This window comes from Streptomyces sp. NPDC054840, assembly GCF_053611065.1.
Genome location: NZ_JBSGZP010000189.1, coordinates 1 through 11,350, shown reverse-complemented (window position 1 = coordinate 11,350; position 11,350 = coordinate 1). Strand labels below are relative to the sequence as shown.

General features: G+C 70.7%; 8 protein-coding genes and 1 pseudogene. 6 read left to right on the top strand and 3 right to left on the bottom strand.

What is annotated here, in order from left to right; genetic code table 11:
• Window positions 1–44: 44 nt before the first annotated feature.
• Window positions 45–629 carry a biotin transporter BioY gene (locus ACWGIU_RS16020; protein WP_453706224.1) on the bottom strand — a complete coding sequence of 195 codons (585 nt, stop codon included), beginning with the start codon at window positions 627–629 and terminating at the stop codon, window positions 45–47.
• A 285-nt stretch (window positions 630–914) separates the two neighbouring features.
• Here ACWGIU_RS16020 and ACWGIU_RS16015 point away from each other — a divergent pair, with 285 nt between their 5' ends.
• The 3 genes from ACWGIU_RS16015 (at window position 915) to ACWGIU_RS16005 (ending at window position 4,758) form a co-directional block, all read left to right on the top strand.
• Window positions 915–2,312: an amino acid permease gene (locus tag ACWGIU_RS16015; RefSeq protein ID WP_453706222.1), complete on the top strand. Its 1,398-nt coding sequence runs from the start codon at window positions 915–917 to the stop codon at window positions 2,310–2,312.
• Between the two features lie 224 nt (window positions 2,313–2,536).
• A complete protein-coding gene (locus ACWGIU_RS16010; RefSeq protein ID WP_453706220.1) occupies window positions 2,537–3,937 on the top strand; it encodes an amino acid permease in 1,401 nt (466 codons plus the stop codon).
• Window positions 3,938–4,101: 164 nt separating this feature from the next.
• Window positions 4,102–4,758, top strand: coding sequence for a superoxide dismutase (locus ACWGIU_RS16005; protein WP_453706218.1), 657 nt, complete (start codon window positions 4,102–4,104; stop codon window positions 4,756–4,758).
• A 136-nt stretch (window positions 4,759–4,894) separates the two neighbouring features.
• Here the strand turns inward: ACWGIU_RS16005 and ACWGIU_RS16000 are convergent, their stop codons facing one another.
• Window positions 4,895–5,539 (bottom strand): mycothiol-dependent nitroreductase Rv2466c family protein, encoded by a 645-nt coding sequence (locus ACWGIU_RS16000; protein ID WP_453706216.1) that lies wholly within the window; start codon window positions 5,537–5,539, stop codon window positions 4,895–4,897.
• A 139-nt stretch (window positions 5,540–5,678) separates the two neighbouring features.
• On the opposite strand from ACWGIU_RS16000, the gene pepN reads away from it, so the two are divergent.
• Window positions 5,679–8,237: an aminopeptidase N gene (pepN, locus tag ACWGIU_RS15995; RefSeq protein ID WP_453706214.1), complete on the top strand. Its 2,559-nt coding sequence runs from the start codon at window positions 5,679–5,681 to the stop codon at window positions 8,235–8,237.
• A gap of 277 nt (window positions 8,238–8,514) precedes the next feature.
• On the top strand, window positions 8,515–9,477 hold the full coding sequence (locus ACWGIU_RS15990; RefSeq protein ID WP_453706212.1) for a hypothetical protein: 963 nt from the start codon (window positions 8,515–8,517) through the stop codon (window positions 9,475–9,477).
• Here ACWGIU_RS15990 and ACWGIU_RS15985 read toward each other — a convergent pair.
• Window positions 9,453–10,342, bottom strand: a pseudogene (locus tag ACWGIU_RS15985) (pyridoxamine 5'-phosphate oxidase family protein). The gene ACWGIU_RS15990 and the pseudogene ACWGIU_RS15985 sit on opposite strands and share 25 nt — an antisense overlap.
• Window positions 10,343–10,479: 137 nt before the next feature.
• Between ACWGIU_RS15985 and ACWGIU_RS15980 the strand changes: the two are divergent.
• Complete coding sequence (locus ACWGIU_RS15980) at window positions 10,480–11,049, top strand: CGNR zinc finger domain-containing protein (protein ID WP_453706210.1); 570 nt, start codon at window positions 10,480–10,482, stop codon at window positions 11,047–11,049.
• Window positions 11,050–11,350 lie beyond the last annotated feature (301 nt).

The window sequence follows — 11,350 nt, the reverse complement described above, 5'->3', positions numbered from 1 at the left end:
GCCTTGTGAAGGCGGGCCGGGCTCCGGTGCGTATCGGGGGCCGCTCAGCCGCGGCGGCCGGCCAGCTTCCAGGCGGCCGGCAGGGCGCCCATGGCCAGCGCGGCCTTGAGGGCGTCACCGATCAGGAACGGCACCAGGCCCTTCGCGACGGCCACGCCGAGGGACATCCCGGTGGCGGCCATCAGGTACGGCACGCCCACCGCGTAGATCACGGCCGAGCCCAGCACCATCAGACCGGCCGTGCGCGGCACCGAGCGGTCGCCGCCGCGCCGCGCGAGGGCGCCGACGACGGTGGCGGCGAGCAGCATGCCGAGCACGTAGCCGAAGGAAGCGCCGCCCGCGCCGGAGGTCCCGCCCGCGAACCACGGCACACCGGCCATGCCGACGAGGGCGTACAGCGCCAGCGAGAGGAAGCCGCGACGGGCACCGAACGCGGTACCGACGAGCAGGGCGGCGAAGGTCTGGCCGGTGACGGGGACCGGGGAGCCGGGAACGGGAACCGCGATCTGGGCGGCCAGTCCGGTGAGCGCGGCGCCGCCGACGACGAGCGCGATGTCGCGGACGCGGCTCGCGGGCAGCAGATCGGCGAGGACGGCGCCGGGCCGGAGGGAGACGGAGGCAGTGCTCATCGGGAGGCTCCACGGGGAGGGGGTGGCAGGACGATCACCGACGCTAGTGCGCGCCATCCCTCCGCCCCACCGTCACCCGGGACAAAGCGGCACTCCCCATTTTGGTGGGGAAACCACAAATCCTCTACTCCCTCCCCGACTCGACGTGATCCTCGTCACGAGGAAGATCAGACAACACGTCCGTTTTGCACGGACAGCCGCCACTCAGCCAGACTGTAGGGTCCCGCCAATCCCGATGCGGGAGCCCCACCGCCGCTGGGCCGAACGAGAGTACGAGCACCCTTCATGCGCGAGCGCCTGGAAGAAGCACCTCCCACGACGGGCGACCTGCCCGTGGAACCCCTCAGCCACAGCCTCAAGCAGCGCCATCTGACCATGCTGGGGCTCGGCGGCGTCATCGGCGCCGGGCTCTTCGTCGGCTCCGGCGCCGGCATCGGCATCGCCGGTCCCGCGATCATCTGCTCCTACCTGCTCGCGGGTGTCCTCGCGATGCTGGTGATGCGGGCGCTGGGCGAGATGTCGGCCGCGATGCCCGCCTCGGGCTCCTTCTCCGTCTACGCGGAGCGGGCGCTCGGGCGCTGGGCCGGTTTCTCGGCGGGCTGGCTGTACTGGTTCCTGCTGGTCGTGGTGCTGGCCGTGGAGGCCACCGGTGCCGCGAAGATCGCGAACGGCTGGCTGCCCGCGGTCGACCAGTGGGTCTGGGTGCTGCTGTTCATGGTGGTCTTCACCCTGAGCAACCTGGCCGCCGTGAAGAACTTCGGCGAGTTCGAGTTCTGGTTCGCCGCGCTCAAGGTCGGCGCGATCGTGCTCTTCCTGGTCCTGGGCACTCTCGCGGTCTTCGGCCTGCTCCCGGACGCGGAACCGGTCGGCACGACCAACCTCACCGGCCAGGGCGGCTTCTTCCCCGCCGGGTTCGGCGGAGTGGTCGCCGGCATGCTCGCCGTCATCTTCGCCTTCGGCGGCCTGGAGGTCGTCACCATCGCCGCCGCCGAGTCGGACGACCCGGCGCGGTCGGTGTCCCGGGCGGTGCGCAGCGCGGTGTGGCGCATCCTCTTCTTCTACGTCGGCTCGATGGTGGTCATCGTGACCCTGCTGCCGTGGAACTCGCTGAAGGCGGGCGAAAGCCCCTACGTGGCGGTCCTCGACTCGATCGGCATCCCGGCGGCCGCCCAGATCATGAACATCGTGGTGTTCGTGGCGCTGCTGTCGGCGCTCAACGCGAACCTGTACGGGTCCTCGCGCATGGTTTTCTCGCTGGCCGAGCGCCGCGAGGCGCCGCAGGCGCTGCTGAAGGTCTCGGGCGGCGGGGTTCCGCGCCGGGCGGTGTTCGCCTCGGTGGCCTTCGGCTTCGTGTCCGTGGTGCTCAACCTGCTGTGGCCGGACACGATCTTCCTCTACATGCTCAACGCGGTCGGCGCGGTGCTGCTGTTCGTGTGGGCGCTGATCGCCGTCTCGCAGCTGAAGCTGCGCCGCCGGATCGAGCGGGACATGCCCGAGCGGCTGACCCTGCCGATGTGGCTGTTCCCGTACGCGACCTGGGCGGCGCTGCTCGGGATGGCGGCGGTGCTGGTCCTGATGCTGTTCGACGATTCCACGCGGCCGCAGCTGTTGTGGTCCTCGGGCGCGGCCGCGCTGGTCCTGGCCGTGGCGGGGCTCCGGGAGCTCCGGGCGCGCAGGGCCTGACGGAGGACAGGAGGAGGACGCCCGCGCCACGGCACGGGGGTCCTCCTCCTCTCTCTTTCCGGGGGTCGGCGGACGCGGGGGCCGGGGCGCGGGGCGCGTACGGGCATGATCACGAACCGTGAGCCTGATGTCCGAATATCGGACGGAGAACTTCCGATGATCGGACACTCGGCACACTGGCGCACCTCATCACGTCCCCGCACAACCGGACAGGCACACCCTCAATGAGCCAGAGCACCCTGACACCCCCCGAAGCACCGCAGAGCGGCGCCGGATCACCCCTCGGCAACGGACTCAAGCAGCGCCACCTCTCGATGATCGCCCTCGGCGGTGTCATCGGCGCCGGACTCTTCGTCGGCTCCGGCGCGGGCATCGCCGCCGCGGGCCCCTCGATCGTGCTCGCGTACGCCGCGTCCGGGCTGCTCGTGATGTTCGTGATGCGGATGCTCGGTGAAATGTCCGCCGCCAACCCCGCTTCCGGCTCCTTCTCCGTGCACGCGGAGCGCGCGATCGGTCCCTGGGCCGGATTCACCGCCGGCTGGATGTTCTGGACCCTGCTCTGCGTGGGCGTCGCCATCGAGGGCATCGGCGCGGCGCACATCATGACCGGCTGGTTCCCGGGCACCCCCGCGTGGATGTGGGTGCTGGTCTTCATGGCGGTGTTCTGCGGTTCGAACCTCGCGGCCGTCTCGAACTTCGGCGAGTTCGAGTTCTGGTTCGCCGCCCTCAAGATCGGCGCGATCGCGCTCTTCCTGGTCCTGGGCACTCTCGCCGTGCTCGGCCTGCTCCCCGGCACGGACTCCCCCGGCGCCGCCAACCTGGTGCACGACGGCGGCTTCCTGCCACACGGCGTGGACGGCCTGCTCGTCGGACTGCTGGCCTCGGTCGTCGCGTACGGCGGACTGGAGACGGTGACCATCGCGGCCGCCGAGTCCGAGAACCCGGTCGCGGGCGTGGCCAAGGCCGTGCGGACCACCATGTGGCGGATCGCGATCGTCTACGTGGGCTCCATGCTGGTCATCGTCACCCTCCTGCCGTGGAACGACCCGGCCGTCACGGCGGACGGCCCGTACGCCGCGACCCTGGACCGCCTGGGCATCCCGGCCGCCGGCGAGATCATGAACGTGGTCATCCTGATCGCCCTGATGTCCGCGATGAACGCCAACATCTACGGCTCCTCGCGCATGGCCTACTCCCTCGTCTCCCGCGGCCAGGGCCCGAAGGCGCTGGGCAGGGTCAGCGGCCGGGTGCCGCGCCGGGCGGTGCTCGCCTCCTGCGGCTTCGGCTTCGTCACCGTGCTGCTGTCCTACTGGTACCCGGACACCCTGTTCGCCTGGCTGCTGAACATGGTGGGCGGGGTCATCCTGATCGTCTGGGGCTTCATCGCCGTCTCGCAGTTCGTGCTGCGCCGGCGGATGGAGCGTGAGGCCCCCGAGAAGCTGGTCGTGAAGATGTGGGGCTTCCCGTATCTGACGTGGGTGGCGCTGGCCGGGGTGGCCGGGGTCCTGGCGCTGATGGCCCTGGGTGACGACACGCGCGTCCAGGTGATCTTCACCGGCGGGCTCACCGTCACCCTCGCGGTGACCGGTTACGTGATGCAGCGCCGGGCGGCGGCCCGGGCCTGACGGCTCATCGGAAGGCGAAGGCGGGCACCGTGCGCAGGCACGGGGGCCCGCCTTCGTCGTTCAGAGGGGACCCTTACATGCGCTTTGGAGTAGATACTGTTAGCGTGCAGTTGCGAATTGATTGCAATAAGCGGTTGGCACGCCGAGGGGACCGGATCACACGCATGGCCATCTACACGCTTCCTGAGCTTCCGTACGACTACGCGGCACTGGAGCCGGTGATCAACCCGCAGATCATCGAGCTGCACCACGACAAGCACCACGCGGCCTACGTCGCGGGCGCCAACACCACGCTGGAGCAGCTGGCGGAGGCGCGCGACAAGGAGAACTGGGGCGCCCTCAACGGCCTGGAGAAGAACCTCGCGTTCCACCTCTCCGGCCACATCCTCCACAGCATCTACTGGCACAACATGGCCAGCCCGAAGACCGGCGAGGGCGGCGGCGAGCCCACGGCGGCCGAGGGCCTGGGCGACCTGGCCGACGCGATCACCGAGTCCTTCGGCTCCTTCGCGAAGTTCAGGAAGCAGCTGACCTTCGCCTCCTCGGCCACGCAGGGCTCCGGCTGGGGCGTGCTCGCGTACGAGCCCGTCAGCGGCCGTCTGGTCGTCGAGCAGGTCTACGACCACCAGGGCAACGTGGGCGTGGCCAGCACCCCGATCCTGGTCTTCGACGCCTGGGAGCACGCCTTCTACCTCCAGTACAAGAACCAGAAGGTGGACTTCATCGAGGCCATGTGGAACGTCGTCAACTGGCGGGACGTGTCCAGGCGCTACGCCGACGCCAAGGCGAACACCCCGCTGCTGATCCCCGCCAAGGGCTGATCGCGCCCCCACAAGCCCGTCCGCCTCGTGATCGTCTTCTCCACCTTCACCAGCGGGCGTGTCGAACGGAAGACCCCCGTGAGGACGTGACTCACGGGGGTCTTCCGCATGGTGCGCCGGCCGGGCTCGGCGGGTCCTACTCGAAGGACGGGCCTTTGGTACGGGTGCGCTTGATCTCGTAGAAGCCCGGGGTCGAGGCGACGAGCAGGGTGCCGTCCCAGAGCCGGGCGGCCGCGTCGCCGCGCGGGGTCGGGGTGACGACCGGACCGAAGAAGGCCACATCGCCCTCGTCGCCCGGAACGGAGATCACCGGGGTGCCGACCTCCTGACCCACCCGGTCGATCCCGTCGTTGTGCGAGGCCCGCAGCACCTCGTCGTACTCGTCCGAGTCGGCGTACGCGAGCAGCTCGGCCGGCAGGCCGACCTCGGCCAGCGCCTCGGCGATGACCTCGCGGGTCGGACCCTTCTCGTCGTTGTGTATGCGGGTGCCGAGCGCGGTGTAGAGCTTGCCGGTGACTTCCTCACCGTGCTTCTGCTGGGCCGCTGTCACCACGCGCACCGGAGCCCAGCCCTTGGGGCCGAGCAGCTCGCGGTAGACCTCGGGCAGCTCGTCGAGCTTGTTCTCGTTGAGCACCGCGAGGCTCATCACGTGCCAGCGGACCTCGACGTCGCGGACCTTCTCGACCTCGACCATCCAGCGGGATGTCATCCACGCCCAAGGGCAGAGCGGGTCGAACCAGAAGTCGACCGGGGTCTTCTCGCGCACCTGGGTGGCGGTCATGTCTCTCCTCAGTCTCGGCATGCGCCGCAAAAGGGCATCTCTGGGCTCACGTTCCCCGTCGCCAACCAGGACCGGGTCGCCCGCATTCCCTCGTGCGAGGATTCGACTCAAGAACGCGATCACGCACGAAGGAGTGCACGTGCCCGGAGAGAATCTGTCCCGCGACGAAGCCCGTGAGCGGGCCGAGCTGCTGTCCGTCGACGGGTACGAGGTGGTCCTCGACATCCGGTCCGCTGTGGACGAGGCCGAACCGGCCGAGGGCCCGCGGACCTTCCGCTCGGTGACCACGATCCGCTTCCGGGCGGCGGACACCCGGGCTTCCACCTTCGCGGACCTGATCGCGCCCTCGGTGAACGCCGTAACTCTGAACGGGCGTGCGCTGGACGTGGCCGCCGTCTTCGACGGCGCCCGGATCGCCCTCGACGGCCTGGCCGCCGAGAACGTCCTCGTGGTGGACGCGAACTGCGCGTACAGCCGGACGGGCGAGGGCCTGCACCGCTTCGTGGACCCGGAGGACGGGGAGGTCTATCTCTACACCCAGTACGAGCCGGCCGACGCGCGGCGGGTGTACGCGAACTTCGAACAGCCCGACCTGAAGGCGCCGTACCGCTTCGAGGTGACGGCTCCTGACGGCTGGCAGGTGTGGAGCAACGGCGCGGAGGAGTCCCGCGAGGCGGGCGTCTGGCGGTTCGCGGAGACCGCGCCGATCTCCACGTACATCACGTGCGTCGTCGCGGGTCCCTACCACTACGTGACGGACTCCTACACGCGCGGGGACCTGACCATCCCGCTGGGCGCGATGTGCCGAAAGGGGCTGGCGAAGCACTTCGACGCGGATGACGTCTTCCTCGTCACCAAGCAGGGCTTCGACCTCTTCCACGAGCTCTTCGACTACCCGTACCCCTTCGGGAAGTACGACCAGGCCTTCGTGCCGGAGTACAACCTGGGCGCGATGGAGAACCCGGGGATGGTGACCTTCCGGGAGGAGTACATCTTCCGCGGGAAGGTCACGCAGGCCTCGTACGAGATGCGCGCGAACGTCATCCTGCACGAGATGGCGCACATGTGGTTCGGCGATCTGGTCACCATGAAGTGGTGGGACGACTTGTGGCTGAAGGAGTCCTTCGCCGACTTCATGGGCTCCTTCGGGCTCGTCGAGGCCACCCGCTTCGACCAGGCGTGGGTCACCTTCGCCAACCGGCGCAAGTCGTGGGCCTACCGCGCCGACCAGCTTCCGTCCACGCACCCGATCACGGCGGACATCCGTGATCTGGAGGACGCCAAGCTGAACTTCGACGGCATCACGTACGCCAAGGGCGCCTCGGTGCTCAAGCAGCTCGTCGCCTACGTGGGACGGGAAGCCTTCCTGGAGGGCGCGCGGCGCTACTTCAAGGCCAACGCCTACGGCAACACGACGCTGGACGACCTGCTGTCGGTGCTCGCCGAGGTCTCCGGCCGGGACATGGCGCAGTGGTCGCGGGCCTGGCTGCAGACCGCCGGCGTGAACGCGCTGACCCCGGTGATCACCTACGACGCCGGCGGCCGGGTGACGGAACTGGCCGTCGTGCAGGAGGGCGACGAGCTGCGCCCGCACCGGGTCGCGGTCGGCCTGTACCGGCTGGAGCCCGACGGGACGCTGGTCCGCTACGCGCGGGCCGACGCGGACGTGGCGGGCGTGCGGACGGTCGTCACGGAGCTGGCGGGCACGGAGCGGCCCGACCTGGTCCTGGTCAACGACGAGGACCTCACCTACTGCAAGATCCGCTTCGACGAGGGCTCGCTGGACACCCTGCGGGCACACCTCGGCGACCTGACGGACCCGCTCGCGCGGGCCCTGAGCTGGTCGGCGCTGTGGAACCTGACCCGCGACGGCCTGATGCCGGCGCGCGACTTCGTCTCGCTGGTCCTCGCGCACGCGGGCCGCGAGACGCACGTCGGCGTCCTGCAGATGCTGCACGCGCAGGCCCTGACCTCGGTCACCCACTACGCGGCGCCCGACTGGCGCGAGCAGGGCGGCCGGGAGCTGGCGGCGGGCGCGCTGCACGAGCTGCGGATCGCGGCTCCGGGGTCGGAGCACCAGCTGACGTGGGCCCGCTTCTTCGCGGCGAGCGCGGCGACCGAGGGCGACTTCCAGCTGCTGCTGGGGCTGCTGGAGGGTTCGGCGCGGATCGACGGGCTGGAGGTGGACCAGGAGCTGCGCTGGGACCTGCTGCTGCCGCTGACCGCGCACGGAGCGGTGGACGAGGCCGTGCTCGCCGCCGAACTGGCGCGTGACGACACCGCCTCGGGCAAGCGGCACCAGGTACGGTGCCTGGCGGCGCGGCCCTCGCAGGAGGTGAAGGACCAGGCGTGGGCGGCGGTGGTCGAGTCGGACGCGCTGTCGAACGCGCTGGCGGAGGCGACGATCGCGGGCATGCAGCAGTCCTCGCAGCGGGACCTGCTGGCGGCTTACGCGGGGCGCTACTTCGAGGTGATCGAGCGGGTGTGGGCGGACCGGTCGATCCAGATCGGCATGGACGTGGTGAAGGGGCTGTATCCGTCGCTGCAGGGAGACTCGGCCACGCTGGAGGCGACCGACGCCTGGCTGTCGGCCCACCCTTCGGCTCCGCCGGCCCTGCGCCGCCTGGTGCTGGAGGCCCGGGACGACCTCGCCCGGGCCCTGGCCGCACAGCGGTGCGATGCGGCGGCCGGCAACTGACCTGCGGCACCGTTGCCGGGGCTCCGCCCCAGACCCCGGTCCTCGAACGCCAGCGAAGCTGGATCTTCCAGCCGTCCTGCGTTCGAGGACCGGGTCCGGGCAGAGCCCGGGGAACGGAGGAAGGGTGGGGCGGGGAGCAAAATCCGCGCGGCGGCCCCCACACGGGCGCACCCCATCGGCAGTCGAACGCCCGTACTTTAGCCCCAGCTTGTCCGGATTTGTCGACGAGCGTGTAACAGGGGTTAGCGAGGCCATGGCCTGAGGGAATCACCGCGCCATGAACCACAACGCACCCCTCCCCCTCGCCCACCTCACCGCCAACCGCCCCCGCGTACTGACCCTCGCACAGCTGCGCGAGCACGGCGTCACCGCCTCCGACGCGGCCGAGCGGCCCTGGCAGCAGATCCTGCCCGGGGTGTTCCTGCTCCACCGCGGTCCCGCGACCAGCGAGGAGCGGCTGCACGCGGCGCTGCTGTACGCGGGGCGGCGGGGCGGCGGCGAGGCCATGATCACCGGGCTGGCGGCGCTCGCCCTGTACCGGTTCAGCTCCGCACCCCCGCTGCTCGCCCTCTCGCACGTCGACGTCCTCGTGCCCGGCACCCGGCGGCTGCGCTCCACCGGGGACGTGCGGATCGTACGGACGCACACCCCGCCGCGGTCCCAGGAGGTGACCGGGCTGCCCGTGGCTCCCGTCGCGCGCGCCGTCGCCGACGCCGTCACCCAGCTCTCCGACGCCGTCACCGTGCGCCGCCTGCTGAGCGAGGCCGTCCGCGGCGGGCACTGCGAACCGGGCGCCGTCGTCCGGGAGCTGACCGTGGCCCGGCTGCTGAACCGGCCGCACGTGGTCGACGCCGTCGAGTCGCTGCTCGCGGAGGGGCGGGCCATCGCCGAGGACCGGCTGTACCACGTCGTACGCGGCTACGAGCTTCCCGACCCGGTCTGGCACGTCGACCTGCGGCTGCCCGGCGGCCCGCACCTCGGCGGCGTCGACGCGTACTGGCCCGAGCACTCCGTCGCCGTGGAGATCGACACCCGCGCCCCGCGCCAGGGCGAAGACGAGCAGTGGTCCGAGTCCGTGCGCAAGCGCGAGACGCTGGAGCGGCTCGGGGTGACCGTCATCCACATCACCCCGCGCAAGCTCCGCGACTGGCCCGAGCAGCAGGCCGCGGTCATCCGGACCGCCCTGGCGGCCGCCGACGACCGGGAACCCGCCGCCTACCTGGTCGTACTGCCCAGGTGAGGCGAGTACTCCGGGGCGCTCCAGAGCAGCCGCCCCGGGTGCAGGCTCGCCACCACAGACTCCACCCGGAAGCGGGTGCGGCGGCTCCCGTCGGCCGCGAACTCCGTCCGGGCCCGGCCGCTGAGCTGAAGGACCGCCCCGCTCTCCCAGTCCGGGAAGAGCAGCCCGGCCCGTGGATCGGCCGTCAGGTTCCCCAGCGTCAGGAACATGGCGTTGCCCGTGTAGTCCGGCCAGGCCAGTTCGACCGGCGAGAGCACCTCCACGAAGCCCGGCAGCCCGCCTCGGTGACTGGCGTCGGCGCCGTCCGCCTCCGCCGTGGTGGCGATGAAGAAGGTGTCGGCCCCCCGTACGGTCCGCTGCTGATCGGGCGTCAGCGCCTCCCCGCGCCGGACCACACCCGCCCCCTGCCGGGCGAGCCCCAGCGGCTGCCGCTTCTGGATGTACTTCGGGCAGTTGGCGAAGACCTGCTCGGCCTCGACGGCGAAGCCTCCCCGCGTCACCTCCAGGGTTCCGTTCAGCCGCATCCGGCGCCGGGTGCGCGGGTCGAGCGCGATGGTCCCGACCCGGGTCCCGGCCGTGGCCAGCGCCTCGGCGAGCGGGTCGCCCGCCGGTGCTCCGCCGGCGACCGCGATCCGGTCCGGCCCGGTGGCCCGTACGAAACCGGGCGCACCGGTGAGCAGGGAGGCCCACACCCGCCCCGCGCCGTCGGCGGCACCGACGACCAGATGCGGCTGGAGCCCGAGGAAAGCCGCGGCCACGTCCGGATGCCCACGCCGATCGAGCGGCCGACGTGCTCGGCGAGATCGCGCACGCCGACCCGGTCCTGCACGGCCAGCGCGCCCCAGTGGTACGCCCCGGTGATCATGACGGCCCCTTCCGAAGAGGTTTCCCGCACTCCTATATCTAACCTTCTAAATCTAGATTAAGGGTTAGGAGAGAGGGTGTCAACCGCTCACGTAGCCTTAAGGGGTTAAGCCATCAGGCGAGAGGGACGAGACGGACATGACGGCGGCAGAGGCGGCGGACCCACGACCCCTGACCGGGGAGCCGGTCGCCCTCGACCTGCTCAATACGCGCTGGGTCGTCGACGGCGAACCGCTGGACCTCTTCGCCGGTGCGGCCGGGCTCACCCGCGTGCAAGGGCTCTCGGTCTGGCTGGAGAGCACCGGTCTGGCCGGCCGTTTCCGCGCCGACGCGGCCACCCTCGTCCACCTGCTCACCGCCCGCGAGGCACTGTCCCGCGCGGTCGCGGACCCGGCCGACGCGAGTGCCCGTAGCCTCGTCGACTCCGTGCTGGAGCACGGCCGCATCCGCGCCACCCTGACCGCCGAAGGCCCCGGCGAGCGGGCCGAGTTCGCCGATCCGGCCTGGGGTCCCGCCTGGACGGCGGCGCGGAACTACCTCGACCTGCTGGCTTCCGCGCCCGACCGAATCCGCCGGTGCGCGTCCGAGACCTGCGTCCTGCACTTCTTCGATGTCTCGCGCAACGGCACGCGGCGCTGGTGCTCGATGGCCGCCTGCGGAAACCGGGCGAAGGCATCGCGCCACTACGCGCGCACGCGCGAGCGCTGAGCACGCGAAATCTGTCACACCCGCACCGGGCCGCGACCGCGTCCCGGCGCTGCCGTTTGGCCGCCAAGTCGATAAATCGATCGACCAGCTCCTACGGTTCACACCGCTGTGCCCCGGTAAGGCCGCACTGGCGCATTCTTCGCGCTGGCGGGAGTCCGCCATGACAGGTCTCGGTCAATGACAACTCTCCCCAAAGAGCTGTCGCTTAGGCCAAGCTGACCGGTCATCCGGCACCGAAATCCGGACCGTATCTTTCACTTACCAGGGATGCTGATGACCCTCGAATCCCCCAGCTCCATAT

What these genes read in the sequence shown, in the direction of transcription:
- ACWGIU_RS15980 (WP_453706210.1), top strand. Translation starts at nt 10,480, where the DNA reads ATGACGGCGGCAGAGGCGGCGGACCCACGACCCCTGACCGGGGAGCCG.
- ACWGIU_RS16015 (WP_453706222.1), top strand. Translation starts at nt 915, where the DNA reads ATGCGCGAGCGCCTGGAAGAAGCACCTCCCACGACGGGCGACCTGCCC.
- ACWGIU_RS15990 (WP_453706212.1), top strand. Translation starts at nt 8,515, where the DNA reads ATGAACCACAACGCACCCCTCCCCCTCGCCCACCTCACCGCCAACCGC.
- ACWGIU_RS16010 (WP_453706220.1), top strand. Translation starts at nt 2,537, where the DNA reads ATGAGCCAGAGCACCCTGACACCCCCCGAAGCACCGCAGAGCGGCGCC.
- ACWGIU_RS16000 (WP_453706216.1), bottom strand. Translation starts at nt 5,539, where the DNA reads ATGACCGCCACCCAGGTGCGCGAGAAGACCCCGGTCGACTTCTGGTTC.
- ACWGIU_RS16020 (WP_453706224.1), bottom strand. Translation starts at nt 629, where the DNA reads ATGAGCACTGCCTCCGTCTCCCTCCGGCCCGGCGCCGTCCTCGCCGAT.
- ACWGIU_RS16005 (WP_453706218.1), top strand. Translation starts at nt 4,102, where the DNA reads ATGGCCATCTACACGCTTCCTGAGCTTCCGTACGACTACGCGGCACTG.